Consider the following 24,664-nt stretch of genomic DNA (forward strand, 5'->3'; position numbering starts at 1 on the left):
TCTTAACGCCTCAGGTAGAGGAAGGGCCCCCGCTTAACACCTCACTCGGAGTGCGCGCCCGCGCCCGCGCCGGCCTGGCCCTCGCCGATCCACACGGTCTTGGTGTTGCAGAACTCGCGCATGCCGGCGGCGGACAGCTCGCGGCCGTACCCGGAGTTCTTCACGCCGCCGAACGGCAGCTCCGGGTAGGAGGTGGTCATCCCGTTGATGAACACGTTGCCGGCGTCCAGGTCCACGGCGAAGCGCTCCTGCTCGGCCGGGTCGTTGGTCCAGGCGTTGGAGCCGAGGCCGAAGCTGGTGCCGTTGGCGACCTCGATCGCCTCGTCGTACGAGCCGACCCGGTAGAGCCCGGCGACCGGCCCGAACACCTCCTCGCTCCACATGCGCATCTCCGGGCGCAGGTCGGTGACCACCGTCGGCGGGTAGTACCAGCCGTCCCCGGCCGGCTTCTCGCCGCCGCAGAGCACCGTCGCGCCCTGGTTCACCGCGTCGGTGACCTGGGCGTGCACTTCGTCGCGGCCGCGTTCGCTGGCCAGCGGGCCGACGTCGGTGCCGTCGTCCATCGGGTCGCCGACGCGCAGCGCCGCCATCCGGGCGGCGAACTTCTCGGCGAACGTGTCGAAGACGTCGGTGTGCACGATGAACCGCTTCGCGGCGATGCAGGACTGGCCGTTGTTCTGGCAGCGGGCGGTGGTGGCGACCTCGGCGGCGGTGTCCAGGTCGGCCGAGGGCATCACCACGAACGGGTCGCTGCCGCCCAGCTCCAGCACCGTCTTCTTGATCTCCCGGCCGGCGATCTGCGCGATGGACCGGCCGGCCGGTTCGCTGCCGGTGAGCGTGGCGGCGCGTACGCGCGGGTCGCTGAGGATCCGGTCGACCGCGTCGGAGCCGACCAGCAGCGTGGTGAACGCGCCCTCGGGGAACCCGGCCCGGCGGAACAGGTCCTCCAGGTACAGCGCGGTCTGCGGCACGTTCGAGGCGTGCTTGAGCAGGCCGGTGTTGCCGGCCATCAGGGCGGGCGCGGCGAAGCGCATCACCTGCCACAGCGGGAAGTTCCAGGGCATCACCGCGAGCACCGGGCCGATCGGCTGGTAGCGCACGTACGCTCGCTTGGCCTTGACCGCGGCGGCGTCGGCCGGCTCGTCGGCGAGCATCCGTGGCGCGTTGTCGGCGTAGAAGCGGCAGGCGGTGGCGCACTTGGTGACCTCCGCCTTCGCGGCCGCGTACGTCTTGCCCATCTCGGTGGTCATCAGCCGGGCCGTCTCGTCGCGCTCGGCGTCGAGCCGGTCGGCGGCGGCGGTGAGCCAGCGGGCCCGCTGCGCGACGGTGGTGTCCCGCAACTGCCGGAAGGCCAGGTCGGCCCGCTCGATGGCGGCGTCGATCTGCTCGTCCGACATCGCGTCGTACGTCTTGAGCACCTGTCCGGTGGCGGGATTGGTGGTGGCGATGGGCATGTCGTCCTCCTGTCACTCGAACAGCGAGTGCCGTACGCCCGGCTCCTCCCGGCGGCGCGCGGCGCGGCGGCGCTGGATCACGACCAGGTCGACCACCGCCACGACGGCGAGAAGCGCGCAGACCACGCCCAGCCAGGCAATGCCGGCGGCGAATGCGAGCACCGCGAAGACGGTCATCACGACCAGACCGAAGGTCGCCAGCACGAGCCGCAGGTTCAGGGCGCTGTTCGCGTGGCCGACCGTGCCACGGGCGCGCCGGGGTTGTGATCGGGTCATTCCTGGGGCCTACCCCGGCACGGGCGGGGCTAACCGGCCGCTACCGGGACGGCCCGGGCCGTACCGGTGATCCGGGACACCCGGCGGGCGGTCGCCGGATGCGGCCGGCGGGCGGGTGCGTTACTTCGGGGGCCGGTTTCCGGCGGAGATCCCGCGGGCCGGTGGAGAGGATGGCATGACCACGACGCAGGCCGTACCCGTGACCGTCGCCGTGTCCCGGCGCGCCGACCCCGCGCGCACCGACGAGGTGGTGGCGTGGATGCGGGCCGGTACGACGCTCGCGGAGAGCTTCCCGGGCTTCCTCGGCGCCGGTTTCGTCCGCAGCGCCCCCGGTTCCGGCGAGTGGCACGTGATGTACCGCTTCGCCGACGCGGACACGCTGCGCGGCTGGGAGGACTCGCCGCAGCGGCGCTGGTGGCTCAGCTCGGCGCAGGGCATCGTCGAGCACACCCGGGTGGAGCGGCGCACCGGCATCGAGGGCTGGTTCGATCCGCCGGTGGACCACGTGGTCGAGACGTTCGGCGAGCCGGAGCCGGCCGCGCCGCCGCGCTGGAAGCAGGCGGTCACGATCTGGCTGGCGTTCTTCCCGCTGAGCCTGGCCGCCACGCTGCTGACCGCCCGGTTCCTCGCCGACGTGCCGCTGGCCGGTCGGACGCTGCTGATGACGCTGGTCCTCACCCCGCTGATGACGTACCTGGTGCTGCCCCGGATCACCCGCCTGCTGCACCGGTGGCTGCACGCTCGACCTGCGCCGACACGATCGATGTGAACGACAGTGGTCGATGCCTGATAGCCGACAGAACCGCTTGCGGGGCCCCGCCGGGGCATAGGGTCGACGCGCCCGTTGCCGCCGCCGGACGGGGGAACCGATGCCTCGACGCTGGATCGCCGCGCTGGCCTGCCTGGCGGCGCTCGTCGCGCTGGCCTGCGACGGCTCCGGCGAGGCGTCGCCCCGGCCGTCCGGCACGCCCCGCCCCGGCGAGCCCCGGGTGCTGGTCGCGCTCGGCGACTCGGTGAGCACCGGCTACGGCTCCTGCCTGGTGCTGGTGAGCTGCGAACGCAACTCCTGGTCGACCGGGGACGGACTGCGGGTGGAGAGCCTCTACCGGCGGCTGCGCGCCGACACGCCGGGGCTGCGGGCGTACAACCGGGCGGTTCCCGGGGCCCGCGCGGCCGGGCTGGCCGGTCAGGCCCGGTCGGCGGTACGCGACAAGGCCGACCTGGTCACGGTGCTGATCGGGGCGAACGACGCCTGCCGGGGCGACGTCGACGACATGACGGCCGTCGCGACCTTCCGGGAACAGGTCGACGCGGCCCTGGGCGTGCTGCGCGAGGGCCGGCCGAAGGCCCGGGTGCTGGTGGTCAGCATCCCGGACCTGCACCGGCTCTGGCAGATCGGGCACACCGAGCCCCGCGCCGTGCGGGCCTGGTCGCGTGGCGTCTGCCCGGCGCTGCTGGCCGACGCCACGTCGAGCGCGCCCGCCGCGGTGGCCCGCCGGGCCCGCGTCAAGGACCGCATCGAGGCGTACGACGGGCAACTGCGCGCCGCCTGCCGGGCGTACGGGTCACGCTGCCGCTGGGACGGCGGCGCGGTGCACCGCCACCGCTTCACGCTGGACCAGGTGAACGCGCTGGACTGGTTCCACCCGAACGCGGCCGGGCAGGGCCGGCTGGCCGAGGTGGCCTGGAACGCCTCCGGCTGGGCGAGCTGACCGACGCCGGGCCGCCTCGACGGGCGGCCCGGGGCGAAGGACGGTCAGGGCTGACGCGGGCCGGGAAGCGGCCGGGGACCACCGGTCCGGTAGAGGGCGCGCGTGCGGTCGGCCAGCTCCTTCGTGGCCGACGAGTTGGCCCAGGTGCCGAGCACGATCGCGGCGCCCGGCACGACCTTGGCGAACATCCGCTTGGCGGCGCGCACGCCGGCCATCCGGGCCAGCCGGACGCCGAGCTGGAGCATCACCCGGCCGAGCGCCCGGTCGGCGGCGGAGCCGAACAACGCGCCGGCCCGCTCACGGCCGGCGGCCACCCCGAGCGCCAGGCGGGCGGTCTGGGCGGCCTTGTGCACCCGCTGGAGCACCAGCAGATCGGTGGCCCGGTCGACGTGCGTCGGGTCGGCGCCGTACGCAGCCGCCACGTGCAGCACCAGCCGGGCCTGGGTCCAGGCCAGCACGCCCACGTCGATCACCGCGCCGGGCAGCCCGGCGGCGCCGGAGACCGCGCCGGAGAGCCGGGCGTGGTTGACGAACTTGCGGACCGCCTGGTCGGCCAGCTGCTCGGGCGGCGCGTCGGGCCGCAGGGCACGCTCCCGGGCCACCCACTGCGCGGCCTCCGGCCCGAGCCGGCGTACCGCCTCCAGGGCCAGGTGCTCCGGCGCGTACTGCGGGTCCTCCCGCATCCGGTCCCAGAGCTTGGCCGGTGGCGCCTCGGGCGCGTCCACCGGCGGAACGGGGGCGGCGGGAACGGCGTCGGGCTCCCCGTCGACGGGGGCGGGGTCGGTCACGAAGGGCTCCGGAGGCTCGTGCGGCGGGGGTGACGCGGGTCAGCGCCGGCGCGACTGCAGCCGGGTCGCGATCTGCCGCAGCCGGGCCTGGTTCTCCGGCTTGGACATCTCACGCCGGCCGCGGTCGACCAACTGCTGGCCTCGCGGCGACCGCAGGAAGGCGGTGATCCGTTGCATCAGCGACATGGTGTCCTCCGTCCCGCGGTCCCCTTCATGTGTACCTGGGACCGGCAAGCCCTTGATACCCGAATCGCCGCTTCGGCAACCACCCCTCGCGGGTCAGCCCAGGATCTCGGCCACCACCTCGCCGGCCCGCCACTCGTGCTGGGCGTACGCGTCCGGGAACGCCGAGATCTGCACCGCCTGGGCGGCCACCGACAGCGGCAGGTCCTGCCAGCCGGGGATCTCCTCCAGCGCGGACAGGAACGCCTTCGTCGCGTACTCGGGGTCCATGAGCTGCTCGACGGTGCCCCAGCCGCTGCTCGGCCGCTGCTGGAACAGCCCTACCGAGTCGTGGTCCCAGCCGATGGCCTGGTGCGGGTAGCTCTGCGACTCGGGCAGCACGCCGCTGGCGTAGTTGAGCAGCGTGCTCTCCTGCATCGCGGTCGCCACCGCGATGACCAGGGCCCGGCGCGGCATGCCCATCTCCTTGCCGGCCTGCACGATCTTCTTGGCGTTGTTCATCTGGGTGCGGTCCAGGCCGGCGACCGGAACGATCTGCCGGACGGTCTTCGTGGGCTTCGGCTTGGGCTTGGCGGTCGCCTTCGGGCTCGCCGTCGCGGACGGGGCGGCGGTGGAGGGCGCGGCGCTCGGGCGGTCGCTCGCCCGGGAGGCGACGTCGGCCTCCGCGCGCTCGGCGACCTCCGCCGAGGGCGCCGGGGCGGCCGCGCGCTCCGGCGCGCCGAAGCCGGCCTGGCTGACGCCGACCAGGCCGAGGCAGCAGGCCGCGCCGGTGGCGACCGCGAGCTTCGTGCGGCCGGGCCGGGGGTTCATCGGCGCCCAGAAGCGGGTACGCCGGATCAGACCCCGAAGCACTGCCGACCTGCTGGTGGAGGGGGTATCGTCCGAACGGTCAGCCGGGCGGCCGGGGCCGAACGGGTCGTCGAGGGTGCCGTCGCTACGCATCCGACGAGGCTAGGCAGCACAAACCGGGACTAGCCATGCCCAAAAGGTGGCCCTCGCCACACTTTGCGCAACCCGGGCCGGACACTCGTCGCCTGCCGACCCCAGCCGGCCACGGACCTCGGGAACCGGGCAAATCGCCCGCCCGCCATGGGCCGAAACTCCCCCGGCACGAACCTCGCAGATGTTCAGGTCCCGCCCGATGATCGACTAACTCGTCCGTTCGGACGATCCGGATGTCCGCCGCCGGACCGGGGCGTAGCCGAATCGTGATCACCATCCGGGCATCGGAGGTGTCCGTAACGGAATGGACCACACCCCCCGGTACGTTGGCCGAACCGGGGAGACCGCACGTTCGGCGCTCCCCCGTACGCGTCGACAGGGAGGACCCCACCGGTGCTCGATCCACACGAGCTCTACGAACTCACCGACGAGCTGCCCGAGCTCGGCCAGCCGGTGCTGATCCAGGCGCTCACCGGCTTCGTCGACGCCGGCAACGCCACCCGGCTCGCCCGCGAGCAGCTGCTCACCTCGCTCGACGCGCGAACGATCGCCCGCTTCGACATCGACCAGATCTTCGACTACCGCTCCCGTCGCCCGGTGATGACGTTCGTCGAGGACCACTGGGCCGACTACGACGCCCCCGCCCTGGAGCTGCACGTCCTGCGCGACGACGACGAGACGCCGTTCCTGCTGCTCACCGGTCCCGAGCCGGACCTTCAGTGGGAGCGTTTCGTGGCCGCCGTCGCCGGGATCAGCGCCCGCCTCGACGTCCGGCTCACCGTCGGCCTCAACTCGATCCCGATGGCGGTGCCGCACACCCGGCCCAGCGGCGTCACCGCGCACGCCACCCGCAAGGAGCTGATCGCCGGCCACGAGCCGTGGCTGCAGAAGGTGCAGGTGCCGGCCAGCGTCGGTCACCTCCTGGAGTACCGCCTCGGCGAGCAGGGCCGCGACGCCCTCGGGTTCGCCGCGCACGTGCCGCACTACGTGGCCCAGACCGAGTACCCGGCCGCCGCCGAGGCGCTGCTGTCGGCCGTGTCCCGCAGCACGGGCCTGCTGCTACCGGTCGAGGACCTGCGCACCGCCGCCGAAGCGGTCCGGGTCGAGATCGACCGCCAGGTCGCCCAGACCGAGGAGGCGGCCACGCTGGTGCAGGCGCTGGAGGAGCAGTACGACGCGTTCGCCCGCGGCCGCGGCGAGAAGAGCCTGCTCGCCGGGGAGACCGGGCCGCTGCCCACCGCCGACGAGCTCGGCGCCGAGCTGGAGCGCTTCCTGGCCGAGCAGACCCGACCCGGCGACACCCCGGAGCGCTAGGCCCGGCGCTGCTCGACCCGCTCGGCGGCGCCGCCCGGCACCGGGCGGACCTGACCGGCGGGCCGGGCGGGCAAGGCGGCCGGGGATGCGGCAGGCTGGGCACATGCGCCTGGCGACCTGGAACGTCAACTCGGTGAAGGCCCGCCTGCCCCGGCTGCTCGACTGGCTGGCCACCACGAAGCCCGACGTCGTGTGCCTGCAGGAGACCAAGTGCCCGGACGGGGCGTTCCCGGTCGCCGAGGTCGGCGAGCTGGGCTACGAGGTGGCCAGTCACAGCGACGGCCGGTGGAACGGCGTCGCCGTCCTGTCCCGGGTCGGGCTCGCCGACGTCGCGGTCGGTTTCCCGGGTGAGCCCGGCTTCCCCGAGCCCGAGGCCCGCGCCATCTCGGCCACCTGCGACGGGCTGCGGGTCTGGTCGGTGTACGTGCCGAACGGCCGCACGCCGGACGACCCGCACTACGCGTACAAGCTGGCCTGGTTCGCGGCGCTGCGCGACGCTCTGGAACCGGAGGTGGCCGGGCCCCTGCCGGTGGCCGTCTGCGGTGACTTCAACGTCGCGCCCACCGACGCCGACGTCTGGGACCCCGCGCTGTTCGTCACCTCCACCCACGTCACCCCGGCCGAACGGGCCGCCCTGGCCGCGCTGCGTGACCTGGGGCTGGAGGACGTGGTGCCGACGCCGATGAAGGGGCCGCACCCGTTCACGTACTGGGACTACCGGGCCGGGATGTTCCACCAGAACAAGGGCATGCGGATCGACCTGGTGTACGCGAGCGCGCCGTTCGCCCGCGCGGTCCGCTCCGCGTACGTGGACCGGGAGGCCCGCAAGGGCAAGGGCCCCTCCGACCACGCCCCGGTCGTGGTCGACGCCGACCTGACGCCGGCCGTCGAGACGTTCTGACCGCCCGCTGCCGCGCGGCGGCGCTCGCTAGGGTGGACACATGGCAGTCGTGAAGATCAACGCGATCGACGTCCCGCCCGGCGCCGGCGAGGAGCTGGAGAAGCGGTTCGCGGCCCGGGCCGGCGCGGTGGAGAACTCCCCCGGTTTCCTCGGCTTCGAGCTGCTGCGCCCGGTCGCCGGGGAGAGCCGCTACTTCGTCTACACCCGCTGGGAGAGCGAGGAGGCGTACCAGGCGTGGGCGCAGGGCCCGTCCCGGGCCGCGCACGCCGAGGGCGGCGAGCCGCGCAAGCCGGTCGCCACCGGCGCGAACCTGCTGGAGTTCGAGGTCGTCCAGCAGGTCCCCGCCAAGCCCTGACCCACCCTCCCATCCCCGTTGATCATGAAGTTGACGGCGTTCGCGGTCCGATTTGTCGCCGCCAACCTCATGATCAACGAGGCGGGGGCGGTGGGCGGGGTCAGCGAGCCAGGGACGCGAAGACGATCACGTTGTCCTGGTAGCCGGTGCGGCCGCCGACCCACTCGCCGCCGCAGGTGATCAGCCGCAGCTCGGCCGGACCCGAGTCGCCGTAGACCCGCGCGGCGGGCAGGTTGTCCTTGTCGAAGTACTCGACGCTGTCCACCTTGAACGTCACCACGCTGCGGTCGGCGCGGGTCACCGTGATCCGGGCGCCCGGCTTCAGCGAGCGCAGCCGGTAGAACACGGCCGGTCCGCTCTTGGTGTCGACGTGACCCACGATGATCGCCCTGCCGGGGTCGCCGGGCACCGCTCCCCTGTCGTACCAGCCGGTCTGGTCGTGCTCGGTCAGCGGCGGCACGTCCACCGACCCGTCCTTCGCCTGGCCCACCGGGGTGACCGGGGCGCTGACCTTGATGGCCGGCACCGACAGGCGTACCGGTCGGCTGGCCGGTTTCCGGGCCGGGGCGGCACTGGCCGGGGTGGTCGCCGCCGCGCCCGAACCGCCCGATCCGCTCGACTCGGTCGACGCGTCGGCGAAGTCGAACGGCCCCGCCGTGCGCCCGAGCCCGGCCCCGGTGGCGAACACACCGATCAGCACCAGCACCACTGCCAGCGGCTTCGTCCAGGAACCCCGTCCCCGGCCCCGCCCGCCCGGCGACGCCGGTGGCGGCTCGACCGGCGGCGGCCCGGCGGGCCTCGGGCGCAGGGCCCGCGCGTCGGCCGAGGGCGGATCCCACGGTCGCGACGCGGCGGGCGGCGGCAACCACGGCCGCGACCCGGAGACCGGCACGGCCGACGAGCCGGTCCGGGAAGCGGCGGCCGGATCAGCCCGGGACAGCCGGGCCGCATCGGTGGACGGCGCGGCGGGAGGGCCGGTCCGGGACGGGCGGCCCTCTGCGGTGGGCGGCGCGGCCGGCGGCGGCAGGGCCAGGAACGGCCAGCCGGAACGCCGGGACCCGGCAGGCGGCGGGACGAAGTGCTCGGCCATGGCGGACCTCAGCGTCCGGCGGCGCCGCGGGCGTGGCGGCGGGACGCGGCCACACCGAGCCCGGCGCCGACCATGGTCACCGCCAGTCCGACCGGCACCAGCAGGCCACCGAGGCCGGGACCCGCGGTGCCGCCGAAACCGGTCGCCGGGCCACGGCTGGGCAGATGGCTGGGCGGGTGGGTCGGCTGCCGGGTGGGCTGCCCCTGCTTGACCACCTGGAGCATGGTGGAGGCGGTCTCCCCGCCGGGGCACTCCAGCTTGACCCGGTAGTTACCGGGCCGGGTGCGCTCGTGCACCATCGGCGAGGCGGTGAGCAGGCCGCGCTGCGGCTGCACCTGGATCTTGCCGAACGCGTCCGAGGTGGCGATCGCCGGCACGGTGTTGTTCCGGCAGCTCGCGCGGATGCCGACCAGGTAGCCGGGCGACACGGTGCCCGGGGTGACCTCCACGAAGATCACGTCGGGCGGGGGCTGTTCCGGCACCGGCTCGGCGGCGCGCGGCGCGGCCTGGGCGGGCAGCGCGCCGACCAGCGGGGCGGCGCACGCGGCGACCGCGACCAGCAGCGCCTCACGTACCCTGAACGACCCCATGACCCCTCCCGGCGTACGGGATGAATCCTCTCACCCCCGGCCGCACATCACATCCGATCCGGGTCGCGTAGGCTCGGGTCGTTGTGACCCTCACCGACCTTCCCGCCGCCCGCATCCGCACCTTCCATCCGCGTCGCGGGCGGATGAGCGACCGGCAGCGCGACGCGCTGGACCGGCTCTGGCCCGCGTACGGCCTCAGGATCGCCGCCCTCGACGGGCCGTGCGATCCGGCGGCGCTGTTCGGACGGCGGGCGCCGCTGGTGCTGGAGATCGGCTCCGGCATGGGCGACGCCACCGCCGCCATGGCGGCGGCCGACCGGGACCGACACTATCTGGCGGTCGAGGTCCACACGCCGGGAATCGCCAACCTGCTCGACCTGGTCGAACGGCACGGTCTGGACAACGTGCGGGTGGCCGAGGGGGACGCGCTCGACCTGGTCCGGGCCATGCCGGAGGGCTGCCTGGACGCGGTGCACGTCTACTTCCCCGACCCGTGGCCGAAGACCCGCCACCACAAGCGGCGGATCATCGCGCCGGCGCACGTGGCGCTGCTGCGCTCCCGGCTGGCGCCCGGCGGCACGTTGCACTGCGCGACGGACTGGGCCGAGTACGCCGAGTCGATGCGCGAGACGCTCACCGCCGACCCGGAGCTGGTCGACGTGTACGGCGGCTACGCGCCCCGGCCCGAGCACCGGCCGGTGACGAAGTTCGAACGCCGCGCGCTGACCGCCGGCCGGGAGGTCTTCGACCTGATCCACCGGCGGCGCTGAACCCGGTTGGCGCGGCGTGGTGCGATCCAGGCACGATGGGAGCCGCCATGACTCTCACCGCCGCGCTGCCGAAGACCGCCGACCCCGACACCCTCTACGACGCGTTCGCCTCCTGGGCGTCCGAGCGCGGCCTGAGCCTCTATCCCCATCAGGAGGAGGCGGTCATCGAGATCGTCTCCGGCGCGAACGTGATCATGAATACGCCGACCGGCTCGGGCAAGAGCCTGGTGGCGATCGCGGCGCACTTCGCGGCGCTCGCCGACGACCGCACGACCTTCTACACCGCGCCGATCAAGGCGCTGGTCTCGGAGAAGTTCTTCGCGCTCTGCGAGGTCTTCGGCGCCGAGAACGTCGGCATGCTCACCGGCGACGCCAGCGTCAACGCGGACGCGCCGATCATCTGCTGCACGGCGGAGATCCTGGCCAACCTGGCGCTGCGCGAGGGCACCCGCGCCGACGTCGGCCAGGTGGTCATGGACGAGTTCCACTTCTACGCCGAGCCGGACCGGGGCTGGGCCTGGCAGGTGCCGCTGATCGAGCTGCCGCAGGCCCAGTTCGTACTGATGTCCGCCACGCTCGGCGACACCACCCGCTTCGTCGACGACCTGGCCCGGCGTACCGGGCGGCCGACCGCCGTCGTCCGCTCGGCCGAGCGGCCGGTCCCGCTCCTCTTCTCGTACGCGACCACGCCGCTGCACGAGACGCTGGAGGAGCTGCTCCAGACCAAGCAGGCCCCGGTGTACGTCGTGCACTTCACCCAGGCCGCCGCGCTGGAACGCGCCCAGGCGCTGATGAGCGTGAACGTCTGCAGCCGCGCCGAGAAGGACATGATCGCCCAGGCGATCGGGAACTTCCGGTTCACCTCGGGCTTCGGCAAGACGCTGTCCCGGCTGGTCCGCCACGGCATCGGCGTGCACCACGCCGGCATGCTCCCGAAGTACCGCCGCCTGGTCGAGACGCTCGCCCAGGCCGGCCTGCTCAAGGTCATCTGCGGGACGGACACGCTCGGCGTCGGCATCAACGTGCCGATCCGTACGGTGCTGTTCACCGGCCTGAGCAAGTACGACGGCACCCGCACCCGGCTGCTCAAGGCCCGCGAGTTCCACCAGATCGCCGGCCGGGCCGGGCGGGCCGGATTCGACACGCTGGGCCGGGTCGTGGTGCAGGCCCCCGAGCACGTGATCGAGAACGAGAAGGCCCTGGCGAAGGCCGGTGACGACCCGAAGAAGCGCCGCAAGGTGGTGAAGAAGAAGCCGCCGGAGGGCTCGATCGGCTGGGGCGAGCCGACGTTCCAGCGCCTGGTCGAGGCCGAGCCGGAGCCGCTCACCTCCAGCTTCCAGGTGAGCCACTCGATGCTGCTGAACGTGATCGGCCGCCCCGGCGACGCGTTCGCCTCGATGCGGCACCTGCTCACCGACAACCACGAGGACCCGGCCGCGCAGCGCCGGCACATCCGCCGGGCCATCGCCATCTACCGCGCGTTGCGGGCCGGCGGCGTGGTCGAGGAGCTGCCCGAGCCGGACGAGACCGGCCGCCGGGTACGCCTCACCGTCGACCTCCAGCTCGACTTCGCGCTCAACCAGCCGCTGTCGCCGCTGGCGCTGGCCACCGTCGAGCTGCTCGACCGGGAGTCCCCGTCGTACGCGCTCGACGTGCTCAGCGTGATCGAATCGATCCTGGACGACCCGCGCCAGGTGCTCTCCGCGCAGCAGTTCAAGGCCCGCGGCGAGGCGGTCGCCGCGATGAAGGCCGAGGGCATCGAGTACGAGGCACGCCTGGAACTGCTCGACGAGGTGACCTGGCCCAAGCCGCTGGCCGAGCTGCTGGAGTCCGCGTACGAGATGTACCGGCAGGGCCACCCGTGGGTCGCCGACCACCAGCTCTCCCCCAAGTCCGTGGTACGCGACATGTACGAGCGGGCCATGACGTTCACCGAGTACGTCCAGTTCTACGGGCTGTCCCGGTCCGAGGGGCTGGTGCTGCGCTACCTCGCCGACGCGTACAAGACGCTGCGCCAGACCGTCCCCGAGGACGCGAAGACCGAGGAGCTGGTCGACCTCATCGAGTGGCTGGGCGAGCTGGTCCGCCAGGTCGACTCCAGCCTGATCGACGAGTGGGAGCGGCTGCGCAACCCCTCGGACGTGGCCGAGGTCGCCGCCTCGCTGGACGACCGGCCGCCGGCCGTGACCCGCAACGCGCGGGCGTTCCGGGTGCTGGTGCGCAACGCGATGTTCCGCCGCGTCGAGCTGGCCGCGCTGCGCCGCTGGGACCTGCTCGGCGAGCTGGACGCCGGCAACGGCTGGAATGCCGACGCCTGGGCCGACGCGCTGGAGCCGTACTTCGAGACGTACGACGCGATCGGGGTGGGCCCGGACGCGCGCGGGCCGTCGCTGCTGATGATCGAGCAGGGCCGCGAGACGTGGACCGTACGGCAGATCCTGGACGACCCGGACGACGACCACGACTGGGGCATCAGCGCCGAGATCGACCTCGCCGCCTCCGACGAGACCGGCGCGGCGGTGGTCCGGGTGACCGACGTGGGTCAGTTGTAGCGGAGGCGGGCCGCCGCTCAGCGGGCGCGCCGTGCGTGGGCGACCGTTCGGCGGGCGTCGCGCCAGGCGACGAAGGCCGTCCGGATCCGGGGCGGGGAGGTGACGTCCTCGCCCCGCCGCCGGGCGACGAGTCGGTCGGTCAGCCAGGCGGGAGCGTGCGCCTGGCTGATCGCCTGCGTCTTGGTGAGCAGCATGCCCTCGCGGAGCGCATGCCGGCCCCGGGCCATCGAGGTGAGACCGAGCTCGGCGACGGTGGGGTCCAGCCACAACCATGGACGTCGAGCGGCCCAGGCCCAGTAGCCGGTCAGCTCGGCGCGGGCCGCCGCTCGAATGTCGTCGGCGGAGACCTCGGGGAGGACGTCGCCCGGTGAGCGTCCGAAGACCTCGTATCCGTGCCGGACCAGCTCCGCTCTGGTGACCCGGGAGAGGACGCGGTGGACGAGCCGGCCGTGGGTCCAGGTCGGATGCCGCAGTTCGAGGTCGGGCAGGGTGGCGGCGTCGACGTACACGCAGCCGAGCTTGAGTCCCGCGCCGCTGCCGCCGTCGAGGCGGCGATGAATCGCGACGAGCGCGTCCCGTCGACCGGCGTCGGCCGGCCCGTCGACGAGTGCGACCAGGTCGAGGTCGCTGACGCCGGGCACGTAGTCGCCGGTGGCCAGTGACCCCGCCACCATCAGGTCGCTGACCCATCCCAGCTTCCTCAGCTCGTCGCCGAGGTCCCGGACGACAGCCGGTGTTGCCGCCATGGGGCGAGTATAGGGAGCGTCCGCAGTGGTCGACGTCGATGCCGAGAACGTCCGCCGAAGCCCTGGGCGATGTCAGACCTGTCGATTAGAATGTATGTACTAATCCAGTTGTTGACCTGGGAGGACGCCAGTGACCGCGCCCACCTCCGCCGCCCCTGTCACCCCCTACGCCACCCTCCTCGGCTTCACCCGGTACGTCGACCGCACCGGGCCCACCAAGGCCACCTTTGTCGGCGGGCTGCGCCGGCAGCGGGCCAGCCGGCACGGCTTCAACCCGCACGGCCAGTTCGTCAAGGCGCTCAAGGCCGACGTCGCGTTCCATACCGGCGGCACCCACCTCGCGCAGGTCGCCGACCTGGTCAAACCGCGCTGGCGACCGCTCTACGAGGCGCTCGTGCCGGGCGCGACCCGCTGGCTGCACTCGCTCGGCGAGCCGGCCGGCGTCGACCTGGCGCAGACCCGCGACGCGCTGGCCATGCTGGGTGACCTGCCCGTGAAGATCAACCCGCAGTTCGGCGTCCGGTACGCCGACGGCCGGGCCGAGGCGATCCGGCTGCACTTCGACGAGGCGCCGCCGAGCGAGGAGGCCACGCTCGCCACGCTGCACCTGATGGCCCGGCACATGGACGCGGTGCTGCCGCACGCCGAGCCGGTCCTGGTCGACGTGCGACGCGGCGAGGCGCACCGGATGCCCACCGACGTCAAGCCCCAGCAGATCGAGCAGTGGCTGGCCGGTGAGGCCGCCGCGTTCCGGGCCATCTGGTCCACCGCCGCCTGACCGGCCGCCACGACCCGCCGCACGCCGAACCGAGCACCGCCCGACCGAACGGCCGCCCCGCTCCCCCGGGGCGGCCGTTCGCCGTGCCGGTGGCGGCGTGCCCGGTTCAGCGCTCCGGGCGCTCGTCCAGCAGGCCGGCCCGTCCGGCCAGCGCGGCGGCCTCCACCCGGTTGGTCACCCGCAGCTTGCGCAGCAGGGCGGCGGTCATCCGCTTCACCGTCCGCTCGGAGGTGTGCATCCGCTCGGCGATCGTCACCGCGCCCTCGCCGGTCGCGATCGCCCGCAGCAGCCGGCGTTCCTCGTCGTCGAGGTTGAGTCCGGGCGACCGGACGGGCCCGACGAGCCGCCGCAGCAGCGCGCCGGGCACCACCGCCCAGCCGTCCAGCACGGCCAGCAGCGGGGGCAGCAGGTCCTCCGGCTCGCTGGTCTTGGGCAGGTAGCCCTCGGCGCCGCAGCGCAGCGCCTCCACCGCCGGCGCCGGGTCGTCCGAGCCGGACATCGCGAGGACGCGCACGTGTGGGCTGGTGCGGCGGATGGCGGCGATCGCCCGCAGGCCACCAGGTGGCGGCATGTGCAGGTCCACCAGCACGAGATCCGGTGCGGACCGGGTTACGAGCGCGGCGGCCCCGGCGGCGTCGGTGGTCGAGCCGACGACCCGGGTCCGGCCGTCGGTGGTGGCGGACAGCAGCAGTTCCAGCCCTCGTACGAACAGCGCGTGGTCGTCCACCACCGCGAGCCGGACGGTGCCGTCCCTCATGTCTGCTTTCCTCCTCCCGGCTCAGGTTAGTGGCATATGTGAGTAAGCATCGGGAACAACCCGGCATGGCTGTGGACTCCGTGTCCCCGTGGGGACGCCTGGACGACCGGGACGAGTCGCTGTCGATCCGGGTGCTCTGCCACGAGCTGCGGACCCCGGTACAGGCGCTGGCGGCCCTCACCCGGGCACTCGCCGAGCAGACGGCGCTGACCACTCCGGACCGCCGGGCCATCGCCGCGCTGGCGCACGAGCACGCCGTACACCTGGGTGCGCTGCTGGACGACCTGGGCGAGCCCGGCGCCCGCGACGAGCCGCGCCCGCCAGCTCGCGTCCCCCTGGCCGCCGTGGTGCGCGCGGCGACGGCCGGGGCCGGCGCCCGGCTGCGCACGCGCCTCGACCACGCCGCCGCCGGCCTACCCGTGCCGGAGCAGCACGTCCGGCAGATCCTCGCCAACCTGGTGGACAACGCGCTGCGCTACGGCCCGGCCGGCGGCGAGATCGAGGTACGCGCCGCGGTGCGCGGCTCCACGCTGACCGTCTCGGTCCGCGACCAGGGCGGCCCGTGTCCCGCGCTGCGCGCCGCGCTGGCCCGGCCGGCCCCGTCGGCCGCCGGTCACGGCCTCGGACTGTGGATCGTGCGGCGCCTGGTCGACACCTACGGCGGAACGCTGCGCGCCCGCCGGCCGCGCACCGGCGGGCTCGCAGTCGACGTCCGGCTGCCGGTGCCGGTGCGGGCTGTCCCGTCCGGGACACGGATCGGCCCCGGCGGGCCGCCGCAGCGGGCATCCGGGAGCGGACAGCATCGGTGAACCGGAGGAGACGACATGTTCACGCACATGAAGGACCTGCAGTTCGAGGCCAAGCCGGACGGGCCGGACGCCGCGTTCGCCCGCCGCCTCCAGGAGGTCCTTGGCGGCAAGTGGGGTGAGATGACCGTCGCCAACCAGTACCTGTTCCAGGGCTGGAACTGCCGGCTGCCCGGCAAGTACAAGGACCTGCTGCTCGACGTCGGCACCGAGGAGATGGGCCACGTCGAGATGATCGCCACGATGATCACCCGGCTGCTGGAGAACGCGCCGCTGTCGCTGGAGGAGGCCGCCGAGGAGAACCCGATGGTCGGCGCCATCTACGGCGGCTCCAACCCGGCGCACTTCATCCACGGCGGCGGTGGCGCCCTCGCTGTCGACAGCGCCGGCGTGCCGTGGAACGGCAGCTTCATCACCGCCAGCGGCAACCTGATGGCCGACTTCCAGCTCAACGTCACCGCGGAGGCCCAGGGCCGGCTCCAGGTGGCCCGCCTGTTCAACATGACCGACGACCCGGGCGTCAAGCAGATGCTGCGATTCCTGCTGGCCCGCGACACCATGCACCAGAACATGTGGATGGCGGCCATCGAGCAGCTCAAGTCCGACGGCCTGGAGGAGATGCCGGTGCCGGACGCCTTCCCCGACTCACCCGAGTTCACCGAGGAGTTCAGCTACACCTACCTGGACTTCTCCCCCGGCCGGGACGCGGCCGAGGGCCGGTGGGCGTCCGGTCCGACGCCCGACGGCAAGGGCGAGTTCCGCTACGACAGCAGCCCGCGGGCGCACGCGCCCGAGCCGGTGCTCGCCCCCGGCGATCCGCGCCTGTACGGCACCAACCCGGGGACGGCCGGCAAGATCGCCACCACCGTCAAGAGCAAGCTCACCTGATGCCGACCGCGCCGGGCCGCCCCGCGCGGCGGCCCGGCGCGACGCCCCCCGTCCCACGCAACACACCGTCGGGAGTCGTCATGTCGACGTCCAACCGCATCAGAACGGCCGTCCTCGGCCTGCTCACGCTCGTCTCGGCCGGCGCCGGCCTGGCCCTGCCCGCGATCCTCGCGCTGGCCGTCCTCACCGCGCTGGTCCCGTTCGCGGACGCGCTGCAACGCGACCCGGCGCCGCCCACCCGGCACGAGCCCGCCTGATCCCGTCCTCACCCCTGCCCGCCCCGCCGTTCGTCGTCCGTCTTCCGTCGTCCGTCGTCCGTCGTTCGTCGTTCGTCGTCGAGGAGCAACAGTGGTAACAAGCGACTCACCCGTCGTACCTCCGCTGCGGACCGCCCGCGCCCCGCGCCCGGTACGTGGCCGCCTCATCCTGCTCGGACCGGCGTTCGTGGCCGCGGTGGCCTACGTCGACCCCGGCAACTTCGCCACCAACTCCACCGCCGGCGCCCGGTACGGGTACCTGCTGGTCTGGGTGGTGGTGGCGGCGAACCTGGCCGCCATGCTGGTGCAGACGCTCACCGCCAAGCTCGGCCTCGCCACCGGGCTCAGCCTGCCCGAGCTGTGCCGGGAGCACCTGCCCCGGCCGCTCAACCGCTTCATGTGGGCGCAGGCCGAACTGGTCGCCATGGCCACCGACCTCGCCGAGGTGATCGGCGGGGCGGTCGCCCTGTACCTGCTGTTCGGCGTCCCGCTGCTGCCCGGCGGCCTGATCATCGGCGCCGCCTCGTTCGCCATCCTGGCGCTGCGCTCCAGGGGCTTCCGGACGTTCGAGATCGCCATCGCGGTGCTGCTCGGCGTGATCGTGCTGGCGTTCGCGGTCAACCTGGTCACCGCGCAGCCGGACGTGTCCGACGCCGCGGCCGGGCTGCTGCCCCGGATGCAGGGCACCGACAGCATGCTGCTCGCCGCCGGCATCCTGGGCGCGACGGTGATGCCGCACGTCATCTACGTGCACTCGGCGCTGACCCCGAACCGCCTGCCCGCCGAGGGCGAGACGCAGCGGCGGGTGATCGCCAAGGGCCTGCGGGTCGACGTGCTGATCGCGCTCGGCATCGCCGGGGCGGTCAACCTGGCCATGCTGCTGGTCGCCGCGAGCAGCTTCCACGGCACGTCGATCCCCGGCACCGACACCCTCGAAGGCGTGCACGCCGGGCTCGCCACCACGCTCGGCACGGCGGCGGCGGTCGGCTTCGCGGTCGCGCTGCTCCTGTCCGGCCTCGCCTCCACCAGCGTCGGCACGTACGCCGGGGAGATCATCATGCAGGGCTTCCTGCGCCGCCGGATCCCGCTGCTGATCCGCCGGATGATCACACTGCTGCCCGCGCTGGCGGTGCTCGCGATCGGCGTGGACCCCACCCGGGCGCTGGTGCTGTCCCAGGTGGTGCTGAGCTTCGGCATCCCGTTCGCGCTGATCCCGGTGGTGATGTTCACCCGTCGCCGGGACCTGATGGGCAGCCTGGTCAACCGGCGGGCCACCACCGCGGCGGCGGTGGCGATCACCGCGTTCGTGGTGGCGCTCAACGCGTTCCTGCTCTGGCAGCTGGCCGCCTGAGAAGACACCGGCGCCCGTCCAGCCACACAAGGGCTGGACGGGCGCGGGTGTGCCGGGGCTCAGGCGGCCAGGTACTTCTCCAGGTCGTCCAGGATCTTGTTGGCGGCGCCGACGCCGATGCCGGTCATCCAGATCTCGTCGGAGACCACGTGCGCCTTGCCCGCCTTGACCGCGGACAGGCCCTTCCACAGCGTGCCGCCGGTGACCTTCGCCTGCTCGGCGGCGGCCTTCTCGCCGTACGCGGTCACGAACACCACGTCGCCGTCGGCCTCGGCGATGCGCTCCGGGCTGACCCGGTCCATCCGCTTGTCCTCCTTGCCGGCGAGCAGCTGCCGCTCGGGGCGGCCCAGGCCGGTGTCGCCGACGACGATGCCGGAGAACGAGTCCGGCCCGTACAGGCGGATCTCGGTCGGCATGAAGCGCACGATGGAGACCTTGCGGGACGCGGCGTCGCCGAGCTTCGCGCCGAAATCCTTCGCCCGCTTCTCGTACTCGGCCAGCAGGTCCTTGGCCTGCTGCTCCTTGCCCAGCGCCGCACCGTCGAGGAGGAAGTTCTCCTTCCAGGTGATGCCGACCTTCTCCGTGAAGACGGTCGGCGCGATCTTGGACAGCTCGTCGTAGAACTTCTCCTGCCGGAACTTGCTGCCCAGGATCAGGTCCGGGTTGAGCGCGTTGATCGCCTCCAGGTCCGGCTCGGTGAGCACGCCGACCTCGGTGATGCCGGCGAGCTTCTCCGCGCCGAAGTAGGTGGGCCAGCTCTTCGCCTCACCGGCGGTGGCGGCGCCGACCGGGGTGACGCCGAGCGACAACGCGGTGTCGATCTTGTCGGTGTCGAGCACGACCACACGCTTCGGCTCGGCGGGCACCTTGGTGGTGCCCATGGCGTGGGTGATCTCCCGGGTCTCCCCGGTGCCGGCGTCGCCGACGGGATCGCTCTCCCCGCAGGCGGTGAGACCGACGCCGAGGGCGAGCGCGGCGGTGAGTGCGACGGCGAGACGACGCATGGTGTTCCTTTCGGTGGTGCGGGTCGGCGCGCTCAGGCGTCGCCGACGGGGGCGCCGGCAGTGGCCGGCGTGGCGGCCGGAACGGCCGAGGTCTGGGTGACCGCTGGCTGGGCGGCCGCGGTCTCGGTGGCTGCTTTTTCGGCGCGGGCGGGCTGGCTGAGGGCGGGCACCACCAGCGGCGCGCCGCTGACCGGGCAGGGCACGACCACGCAGTCCAGGCCGAACACGTCGCGGACCAGGTCCGCGGTGAGGATCTCGCGCGGCTCGCCGGCGGCGACCACCGCGCCGTCGCGCATGGCGATCAGGTGGCCGGCGTACCGGGCCGCCTGGTTGAGGTCGTGCAGCACGGCCACCACGGTCCGGCCCCGCTCGGCGCGCAGCCGGTGCAGCAGGTCCAGCACCTCCACCTGGTGGGCCAGGTCGAGATACGTGGTGGGCTCGTCCAGCAGCAGCGCGTCGGTGTCCTGGGCCAGCGTCATGGCGATCCACACCCGCTGGCGCTGGCCGCCGGAGAGCGTGTCCACCGCCCGGTCGGCCAGCCCGGCGACGTCGGCCAGCCGCATGGCCTCCTCGACCGCCCGCCCGTCCTCGGCCGACCACTGCCGCCACCAGCGCTGGTAGGGCTGCCGGCCCCGGCCGACCAGGTCGGCCACGGTGATCCCCTCGGGCACCAGCGGGCTCTGCGGCAGCACGCCGAGCCGCCGGGCCACGTCCCGGGTGGGCAGGTCCCGGATCGCCGCGCCGTCGAGCAGCACCGCGCCCCGCCGGGGGGTCAGCAGGCGGGCCATGGTGCGCAGCAGCGTCGACTTGCCGCAGGCGTTCGGGCCGACGATCACGGTGAACGTGTCGGCCGGCAGGTCGAGGTCCAGTCCGTCCAGCACGGTCCGGCCCTCGTACCCGACGACCAGGTCGCGGGTGGACAGCAGCGCGGTCACGAGCGCCTCCCTCGGGTGCGCAGCAGCACGAAGATCAGGTACGGGCCGCCGATCGCGGCGGTCAGCACGCCGGCCGGCAGTTGGGTGGGCGCCAGCAGCCGCCGGGCGCCCAGGTCGGCGAGCACCAGCAGCAACGCGCCCAGCAGCGCGGAGCAGAGCAGCGGCGGCCGCTCGGTCCGGGCCAGCCGGCGGGCCACCTGCGGGGCGACGAGCGCCACGAAGTCCACCGCGCCGACCTGGGCGGTGACCATGGCGGCGGCCAGCACGCCGGTGCCGGCCAGCCCCATGCGCCGGGCCACCGGCCGCAGGCCGATACCCCGCGCGGTGTCGTCGTCGAGCGTGCTGCTGCGCAGCGCCCAGCCGGCCCAGAGGAGCACCGGCAGCAGCACGGCGAGCGTGCCGGCGATCCAGGCCGCCTCGCTCCACCCCTTGCCGGCGAGCGTGCCGATCAGCCAGATCTGCGCGCGCAGCCCGTCGATCGGGTCGGCGGTGAGCATGACCACCTCGATCAGCGCCCGGAACGCGAACGCCACCGCCACGCCGGCCAGCACGAACCGCTGGGCGGCCAGGCCGTGCCGGGCTCCCAGCGCGAACACCAGCACCGCCGCGGCCAGGCCGCCGAGCAGCGCCGCGGGCGCCACCAGCACCGCCGCCGCCCCGCTGGTCAGCGCGATGGTGGCGGCCAGTCCGGCGCCCTGGGTGACGCCGATGACGTCGGGGCTGGCCAGAGGGTTGCGGGCGACGCTCTGGATCAGCGTGCCGGCCACGCCGAAGGCCGCCCCGGCCACCGCCGCGAGGACCGCGCGGGGCAGTCGCAGGTCGCGCACCACGAGGTCGTACGGGGTGCCCGCGCCGGAGAGCGAGCGCAGCACGTCGACGGGGGCCACGTACGGCGTCCCCAGCGACAGGCTGACCACCACCGCGAGGCAGAGCAGCCCGAACAGCACAAGTGCCAGCACGACAGGACGCCACCGAAACGGCACCACCACCGCCCCGACCCGCAGAACCCCGCGCCCTGCCCCCCGAGGCCGCCCTCCGCGCCGTCGATCTTGCACTTGGTGCCCCGAGGGTGCCGGGATCGCCCCTTTCGCCAGGGCGGCAAGTGCAAGATCGCGGGAGGCCGGGGTGGGGGTGGGGGTGGTCATGTCGTCACCGTTTTGGCTCGGTGGACCAGGTAGGCCAGCAGCGGGGCGCCCAGCAGTGCGGTGATGATGCCGGCCGGGATCTCGCCGGGCGGGGCGACCAGACGGCCGGCCACGTCGGCCGCCAGCACCAGCGCGGGGCCGAGCAGCGCGGCGACCAGCAGCGTCCACCTGTGGTCAGCGCCCACGAGCGCCCGGGCCAGGTGCGGCACCGCCAGCCCGACGAAGGCGATCGGCCCGGCGGCGGCCACCGCGGCGCCGGTGAGCAGCACGCCACCGCCGCCCGCGGCGAGCCGGACCAGGGCGACCCGGTGGCCGAGTCCCCGGGCCACGTCGTCGCCGAGGGCGAGCGCGTCCAGGCCACGGGCGGCCAGCAGGGCCAGCACCACCCCGGCCGCCACGAACGGGAGCACCTGACCGGCCACGCCGACGCCCCGGCCGGTCAGCCCGCCGACCACCCAGAAGCGGTACTCCTCGAACGTGCGGGCGTCGATGCTGAGCAGCGCGTACACGATGGCGCCGAGACCGGCGTCGAGGGCCGCGCCGACGAGCGCGAGGGTGACCGGGCTGGCGCCGTCGCGGGCGCGGTTGGCGACGGCGAACACGAGGAGCCCGGTGAGCAGCGCGCCGGCGATGCCGAACCAGACGTACCCGGCGAGCGTGCCGACCCCGAAGACGGCGATGGCCAGCACCACGCCGAACGAGGCCCCGGCGCTGATGCCGAGGATGCGCGGCTCGGCCAGCGGGTTGCGGGTGACCGCCTGGAACAGCACGCCGGCCAGCGCCAGCGCGAGGCCGACGACCAGCCCGAGGACGGTACGCGGCAGCCGCATGTCCCGGACCACTGTGGTGGCGTCGCCGCCGTCCGGGGACACCAGCGCGTGCCACACCTGGTCGACGGGGATGTGCCGGCTGCCGAGCGCCAGGCTGGCCAGCAGCGCCAGCAGGAGCAGCAGTGCCGCCGCCAGGGTGACCGCGATGCGGCGGGGTGCGCCACGGCGGGCGGGGGCCCCGGCCCGCGTGGGCCGGAGGGCGACGGTCGTCACGGGGTTGCACGCCTTCCGGTTAGGTGCGCCTCACCTTAGCTGACCTGGTAAGGCGTACCTAAGCGGGTTGCGCCTCCACCAGGGGGAGGCACGATGGTGGATGGCATGAACGGTGCGGAGCGCTACTCGATCGGCGACCTGGCCCGGCGGACCGGGGTGCCGGTGAAGACCATCCGGTTCTGGTCCGACCGCGGCATCGTGCCGCCCACCGACCGGGGGCCGACCGGCCACCGCCGCTACGACGGGGAGGCGGTGGCCCGGCTCGACCTGGTGCGCACGTTGCGCGAGCTGGGTGTGGACCTGCCCACCGTGCGCCGGGTGGTGGCGCGGGAGGTCACCCTGCCCGAGGTGGCCTCGGCGCACGCGGACGCGCTGGCCGCCCAGATCCGCCTGCTGCGGTCGCGCCGCGCGGCGCTCACCGTGATCGCCCGACGCGGGGCCGGCCCGCGCCGGGCCGACCTGCTGCACCGGCTGGCCGTCCTGGCCGCGCGGGAGCGTCGGCGGCTGGTCGAGGAGTTCCTCGACGCGTCCTTCGGTGACCTGACCGATCCGGGGTTCGCGGGCATCCGCCGGTCGCTCACGCCGGAGCTGCCGGACGACCCGGACGACGGGCAGATCGAGGCGTGGGTGGAGCTGGCCGAGCTGGCCCTGGACCCGGGCTTCCGGGCCGTGCTGCGCCGGCTGGCCGAGCAGCACGCGGCCGACCGGGTGGGGGCCGGGGGCGTACGCCGGGACGTGGTCGCCGTGGCCCGGGAGGAGGTGACCCCGGCGCTCGCCGACGGGGTCGAGCCCGCCTCGCCCGGCGCCGACCCGGTCCTGGCCCGGGTGGCGAGCCGGTACGCGCGGCTCTGCGGCCGGCCGGACGACGCCGACCTGCGACGGCGGATGCTGGACCGGTTGCGGACCGCGCGCGACCCTCGCCGGGAGCGGTACCTGGAGCTGCTCTCGGTGGTCAACGGCTGGCCACCGGCGGAGAGCCTGGCGCCGGTGCTGGACTGGTCGATCCGGGCCCTGCTCGCGCGGCAGCCCCTAGCCTGAGGGCATGCGATTCGACAGGCACACGGTGGTGCTGCTGGTCCGCCCGGACGACGCGCCGGACCTGCCGCGCGACGCCCTCGACCGGATCCAGGACGCCCACCTGGCGCACCAGGCCGGGCTGGTGGAGCAGGGCGCGGTGCTCGCGGCCGGGCCGTTCCTGGACGGCGACGACGAGCGGATCCGAGGTTTCGCGGTGCTGTCGGTGGACCCGCAGATGGCCCGCGAGCTGTACGCGAACGACCCGGCGGTACGCGCGGGACATCTGGTCGCGCGGGTGAGCAGCTGGATGGTGCCGGAGGGCCAGGTCCGCTTCGAGCAGGTGCCGGTGCCCCGCTCGATGCTGGAGGCCGCGGCCGGCGACTGAGCGTCGTGGCTCCGCCGGGGCGCGGGTCAGTCCTCGGCGGCCTGACGGACGCCCGGCACCACCGGCGTCGGCCACAGCGGGGCACGCGGCCCGGCCGGCACCTCGACCTGCTGGTCGGACCAGACGTACGTCTCGGGCAGCAGGTCGGCGATCGGGACCGCGCGCAGCCCGTCGGGCGGGCCCACGATCACCTTGATCGACGGGAAGTAGTCGAGCAGCACCTGGCGGCAGCGCCCGCACGGCGGGATGACGCCCCGGCCCCGGTCCCCCACCGCGACGATCGTCTCCAGCTCGCCGGCACCCTGGGTCGCGGCGGCGCCGATCGCCACCACCTCGGCGCACGGGCCGCCGGTGAAGTGGTAGACGTTCACGCCGCTGAACACCCGGCCGTCGGTGCTGCGTACGGCGGCGGCGACTGTGTGGTTGTCACTGCGGCAGCGCAGCTTCGCCACGGCGGTGGCGGCCTGCACGAGCGCCCGGTCGGTGTCCCGCATGATCATCCCCGCCCCTCGTCGGCCCGTCGGCGGCAACTTTATCCCCGCCGGGCGATCCGGCCGGTGGCGGCGCGCCCAGCGCCGGTAACCCGGGGGCGGTCCGCCGCGCGGCTGCCTATCCTTGGCGACGA

28 protein-coding genes are annotated in these 24,664 nt (G+C 74.0%); 14 read left to right on the plus strand and 14 right to left on the minus strand.

Translation table 11 applies throughout. From position 1 onward, the window contains the following. Positions 1-41: 41 nt before the first annotated feature. Positions 42-1,454, minus strand: coding sequence for an NADP-dependent succinic semialdehyde dehydrogenase (locus ACSDG8_RS06495; RefSeq protein WP_210894910.1), 1,413 nt, complete (start codon positions 1,452-1,454; stop codon positions 42-44). Between the two features lie 12 nt (positions 1,455-1,466). Further along, a complete protein-coding gene (locus ACSDG8_RS06500; protein WP_043325060.1) occupies positions 1,467-1,730 on the minus strand; it encodes a DUF6343 family protein in 264 nt (87 codons plus the stop codon). Between the two features lie 175 nt (positions 1,731-1,905). Here ACSDG8_RS06500 and ACSDG8_RS06505 point away from each other — a divergent pair, with 175 nt between their 5' ends. Next, positions 1,906-2,499, plus strand: a complete 594-nt coding sequence (locus ACSDG8_RS06505) for an antibiotic biosynthesis monooxygenase (protein ID WP_210894911.1) — start codon at positions 1,906-1,908, stop codon at positions 2,497-2,499. Positions 2,500-2,599: 100 nt separating this feature from the next. After that, positions 2,600-3,442, plus strand: coding sequence for a GDSL-type esterase/lipase family protein (locus ACSDG8_RS06510; RefSeq protein WP_210894912.1), 843 nt, complete (start codon positions 2,600-2,602; stop codon positions 3,440-3,442). Between the two features lie 44 nt (positions 3,443-3,486). Here the strand turns inward: ACSDG8_RS06510 and ACSDG8_RS06515 are convergent, their stop codons facing one another. From ACSDG8_RS06515 to ACSDG8_RS06525, 3 genes are all read right to left on the minus strand, one after another. Further along, complete coding sequence (locus ACSDG8_RS06515; RefSeq protein ID WP_210894913.1) at positions 3,487-4,230, minus strand: EcsC family protein; 744 nt, start codon at positions 4,228-4,230, stop codon at positions 3,487-3,489. A gap of 39 nt (positions 4,231-4,269) precedes the next feature. Further along, a complete protein-coding gene (locus ACSDG8_RS06520) occupies positions 4,270-4,416 on the minus strand; it encodes a hypothetical protein (protein ID WP_166456378.1) in 147 nt (48 codons plus the stop codon). Positions 4,417-4,509: 93 nt separating this feature from the next. Next, positions 4,510-5,355 carry a peptidase M23 gene (locus tag ACSDG8_RS06525; protein WP_210894914.1) on the minus strand — a complete coding sequence of 282 codons (846 nt, stop codon included), beginning with the start codon at positions 5,353-5,355 and terminating at the stop codon, positions 4,510-4,512. Between the two features lie 393 nt (positions 5,356-5,748). Between ACSDG8_RS06525 and ACSDG8_RS06530 the strand changes: the two genes are divergently transcribed. The 3 genes from ACSDG8_RS06530 (at position 5,749) to ACSDG8_RS06540 (ending at position 7,925) form a co-directional block, all read left to right on the plus strand. Next, a complete protein-coding gene (locus ACSDG8_RS06530) occupies positions 5,749-6,669 on the plus strand; it encodes a proteasome assembly chaperone family protein (protein ID WP_210894915.1) in 921 nt (306 codons plus the stop codon). A gap of 103 nt (positions 6,670-6,772) precedes the next feature. Next, on the plus strand, positions 6,773-7,570 hold the full coding sequence (locus tag ACSDG8_RS06535) for an exodeoxyribonuclease III (protein WP_030499821.1): 798 nt from the start codon (positions 6,773-6,775) through the stop codon (positions 7,568-7,570). Positions 7,571-7,610: 40 nt separating this feature from the next. Beyond that, a complete protein-coding gene (locus tag ACSDG8_RS06540; RefSeq protein WP_043325067.1) occupies positions 7,611-7,925 on the plus strand; it encodes an antibiotic biosynthesis monooxygenase family protein in 315 nt (104 codons plus the stop codon). Positions 7,926-8,025: 100 nt separating this feature from the next. Here the strand turns inward: ACSDG8_RS06540 and ACSDG8_RS06545 are convergent, their stop codons facing one another. Next, on the minus strand, positions 8,026-8,733 hold the full coding sequence (locus ACSDG8_RS06545; protein ID WP_374223531.1) for a class F sortase: 708 nt from the start codon (positions 8,731-8,733) through the stop codon (positions 8,026-8,028). A 290-nt stretch (positions 8,734-9,023) separates the two neighbouring features. Beyond that, positions 9,024-9,605: a hypothetical protein gene (locus ACSDG8_RS06550; protein WP_210894916.1), complete on the minus strand. Its 582-nt coding sequence runs from the start codon at positions 9,603-9,605 to the stop codon at positions 9,024-9,026. Between the two features lie 83 nt (positions 9,606-9,688). Between ACSDG8_RS06550 and trmB the strand changes: the two genes are divergently transcribed. Both trmB and ACSDG8_RS06560 read left to right on the plus strand, forming a co-directional pair. Next, positions 9,689-10,375, plus strand: coding sequence for a tRNA (guanosine(46)-N7)-methyltransferase TrmB (gene trmB / locus ACSDG8_RS06555; protein ID WP_210894917.1), 687 nt, complete (start codon positions 9,689-9,691; stop codon positions 10,373-10,375). A gap of 47 nt (positions 10,376-10,422) precedes the next feature. Further along, positions 10,423-12,927 (plus strand): DEAD/DEAH box helicase, encoded by a 2,505-nt coding sequence (locus tag ACSDG8_RS06560; RefSeq protein WP_210942912.1) that lies wholly within the window; start codon positions 10,423-10,425, stop codon positions 12,925-12,927. A 17-nt stretch (positions 12,928-12,944) separates the two neighbouring features. Here the strand turns inward: ACSDG8_RS06560 and ACSDG8_RS06565 are convergent, their stop codons facing one another. Next, positions 12,945-13,673 (minus strand): nucleotidyltransferase domain-containing protein, encoded by a 729-nt coding sequence (locus ACSDG8_RS06565; RefSeq protein WP_210942911.1) that lies wholly within the window; start codon positions 13,671-13,673, stop codon positions 12,945-12,947. 130 nt (positions 13,674-13,803) lie between these two features. Between ACSDG8_RS06565 and ACSDG8_RS06570 the strand changes: the two genes are divergently transcribed. Further along, entirely contained in the window at positions 13,804-14,451 is a 648-nt protein-coding gene (locus ACSDG8_RS06570) for a hypothetical protein (RefSeq protein WP_210942910.1), read from the plus strand. Between the two features lie 106 nt (positions 14,452-14,557). Here the strand turns inward: ACSDG8_RS06570 and ACSDG8_RS06575 are convergent, their stop codons facing one another. Next, positions 14,558-15,208 (minus strand): response regulator, encoded by a 651-nt coding sequence (locus tag ACSDG8_RS06575; protein WP_210942909.1) that lies wholly within the window; start codon positions 15,206-15,208, stop codon positions 14,558-14,560. 65 nt (positions 15,209-15,273) lie between these two features. Here ACSDG8_RS06575 and ACSDG8_RS06580 point away from each other — a divergent pair, with 65 nt between their 5' ends. From ACSDG8_RS06580 to ACSDG8_RS06595, 4 genes are all read left to right on the plus strand, one after another. Next, positions 15,274-16,017, plus strand: a complete 744-nt coding sequence (locus ACSDG8_RS06580; protein ID WP_210942908.1) for a sensor histidine kinase — start codon at positions 15,274-15,276, stop codon at positions 16,015-16,017. A gap of 15 nt (positions 16,018-16,032) precedes the next feature. After that, a complete protein-coding gene (locus ACSDG8_RS06585; RefSeq protein WP_210942907.1) occupies positions 16,033-16,902 on the plus strand; it encodes a manganese catalase family protein in 870 nt (289 codons plus the stop codon). A gap of 80 nt (positions 16,903-16,982) precedes the next feature. After that, positions 16,983-17,159, plus strand: a complete 177-nt coding sequence (locus ACSDG8_RS06590) for a hypothetical protein (RefSeq protein ID WP_210942906.1) — start codon at positions 16,983-16,985, stop codon at positions 17,157-17,159. Between the two features lie 91 nt (positions 17,160-17,250). After that, positions 17,251-18,510 (plus strand): Nramp family divalent metal transporter, encoded by a 1,260-nt coding sequence (locus tag ACSDG8_RS06595; protein ID WP_210942905.1) that lies wholly within the window; start codon positions 17,251-17,253, stop codon positions 18,508-18,510. 59 nt (positions 18,511-18,569) lie between these two features. Here ACSDG8_RS06595 and ACSDG8_RS06600 read toward each other — a convergent pair whose 3' ends face one another. The 4 genes from ACSDG8_RS06600 to ACSDG8_RS06615 form a co-directional block, all read right to left on the minus strand. Beyond that, positions 18,570-19,514, minus strand: coding sequence for an ABC transporter substrate-binding protein (locus tag ACSDG8_RS06600; RefSeq protein ID WP_210942904.1), 945 nt, complete (start codon positions 19,512-19,514; stop codon positions 18,570-18,572). Positions 19,515-19,546: 32 nt separating this feature from the next. After that, entirely contained in the window at positions 19,547-20,449 is a 903-nt protein-coding gene (locus ACSDG8_RS06605) for an ABC transporter ATP-binding protein (RefSeq protein WP_210942903.1), read from the minus strand. Beyond that, positions 20,446-21,408 carry a FecCD family ABC transporter permease gene (locus ACSDG8_RS06610; protein ID WP_307856207.1) on the minus strand — a complete coding sequence of 321 codons (963 nt, stop codon included), beginning with the start codon at positions 21,406-21,408 and terminating at the stop codon, positions 20,446-20,448. Before ACSDG8_RS06610 ends, ACSDG8_RS06605 begins: the two co-directional genes overlap by 4 nt. Positions 21,409-21,590: 182 nt before the next feature. Next, a complete protein-coding gene (locus tag ACSDG8_RS06615; RefSeq protein WP_210894928.1) occupies positions 21,591-22,637 on the minus strand; it encodes a FecCD family ABC transporter permease in 1,047 nt (348 codons plus the stop codon). Between the two features lie 105 nt (positions 22,638-22,742). On the opposite strand from ACSDG8_RS06615, the gene ACSDG8_RS06620 reads away from it, so the two are divergent. After that, positions 22,743-23,675 (plus strand): MerR family transcriptional regulator, encoded by a 933-nt coding sequence (locus ACSDG8_RS06620; protein WP_210894929.1) that lies wholly within the window; start codon positions 22,743-22,745, stop codon positions 23,673-23,675. Positions 23,676-23,679: 4 nt separating this feature from the next. Then, the gene (locus tag ACSDG8_RS06625; RefSeq protein ID WP_210894930.1) at positions 23,680-24,039 is read left to right on the plus strand and encodes a YciI family protein; all 360 of its coding nucleotides are present in this window, start codon (positions 23,680-23,682) and stop codon (positions 24,037-24,039) included. Positions 24,040-24,065: 26 nt separating this feature from the next. Here the strand turns inward: ACSDG8_RS06625 and ACSDG8_RS06630 are convergent, their stop codons facing one another. Then, entirely contained in the window at positions 24,066-24,539 is a 474-nt protein-coding gene (locus tag ACSDG8_RS06630; RefSeq protein WP_210894931.1) for a cytidine deaminase family protein, read from the minus strand. Positions 24,540-24,664: the final 125 nt, after the last annotated feature.

Source organism: Micromonospora sp. LA-10 (assembly GCF_051853095.1).
Lineage (GTDB): Bacteria > Actinomycetota > Actinomycetes > Mycobacteriales > Micromonosporaceae > Micromonospora > Micromonospora echinospora_A.

Bases quoted from the DNA above. Each gene is read 5' to 3' on its own strand.
- ACSDG8_RS06495 (WP_210894910.1), bottom strand. From the start codon at position 1,454: ATGCCCATCGCCACCACCAATCCCGCCACCGGACAGGTGCTCAAGACG.
- ACSDG8_RS06540 (WP_043325067.1), top strand. From the start codon at position 7,611: ATGGCAGTCGTGAAGATCAACGCGATCGACGTCCCGCCCGGCGCCGGC.
- ACSDG8_RS06590 (WP_210942906.1), top strand. From the start codon at position 16,983: ATGTCGACGTCCAACCGCATCAGAACGGCCGTCCTCGGCCTGCTCACG.
- ACSDG8_RS06520 (WP_166456378.1), bottom strand. From the start codon at position 4,416: ATGTCGCTGATGCAACGGATCACCGCCTTCCTGCGGTCGCCGCGAGGC.
- ACSDG8_RS06620 (WP_210894929.1), top strand. From the start codon at position 22,743: ATGAACGGTGCGGAGCGCTACTCGATCGGCGACCTGGCCCGGCGGACC.
- ACSDG8_RS06600 (WP_210942904.1), bottom strand. From the start codon at position 19,514: ATGCGTCGTCTCGCCGTCGCACTCACCGCCGCGCTCGCCCTCGGCGTC.
- ACSDG8_RS06580 (WP_210942908.1), top strand. From the start codon at position 15,274: ATGGCTGTGGACTCCGTGTCCCCGTGGGGACGCCTGGACGACCGGGAC.
- ACSDG8_RS06505 (WP_210894911.1), top strand. From the start codon at position 1,906: ATGACCACGACGCAGGCCGTACCCGTGACCGTCGCCGTGTCCCGGCGC.
- ACSDG8_RS06625 (WP_210894930.1), top strand. From the start codon at position 23,680: ATGCGATTCGACAGGCACACGGTGGTGCTGCTGGTCCGCCCGGACGAC.
- ACSDG8_RS06535 (WP_030499821.1), top strand. From the start codon at position 6,773: ATGCGCCTGGCGACCTGGAACGTCAACTCGGTGAAGGCCCGCCTGCCC.
- ACSDG8_RS06510 (WP_210894912.1), top strand. From the start codon at position 2,600: ATGCCTCGACGCTGGATCGCCGCGCTGGCCTGCCTGGCGGCGCTCGTC.
- ACSDG8_RS06560 (WP_210942912.1), top strand. From the start codon at position 10,423: ATGACTCTCACCGCCGCGCTGCCGAAGACCGCCGACCCCGACACCCTC.
- ACSDG8_RS06585 (WP_210942907.1), top strand. From the start codon at position 16,033: ATGTTCACGCACATGAAGGACCTGCAGTTCGAGGCCAAGCCGGACGGG.
- ACSDG8_RS06630 (WP_210894931.1), bottom strand. From the start codon at position 24,539: ATGATCATGCGGGACACCGACCGGGCGCTCGTGCAGGCCGCCACCGCC.
- ACSDG8_RS06525 (WP_210894914.1), bottom strand. From the start codon at position 5,355: ATGCGTAGCGACGGCACCCTCGACGACCCGTTCGGCCCCGGCCGCCCG.
- ACSDG8_RS06550 (WP_210894916.1), bottom strand. From the start codon at position 9,605: ATGGGGTCGTTCAGGGTACGTGAGGCGCTGCTGGTCGCGGTCGCCGCG.
- ACSDG8_RS06500 (WP_043325060.1), bottom strand. From the start codon at position 1,730: ATGACCCGATCACAACCCCGGCGCGCCCGTGGCACGGTCGGCCACGCG.
- ACSDG8_RS06565 (WP_210942911.1), bottom strand. From the start codon at position 13,673: ATGGCGGCAACACCGGCTGTCGTCCGGGACCTCGGCGACGAGCTGAGG.
- ACSDG8_RS06575 (WP_210942909.1), bottom strand. From the start codon at position 15,208: ATGAGGGACGGCACCGTCCGGCTCGCGGTGGTGGACGACCACGCGCTG.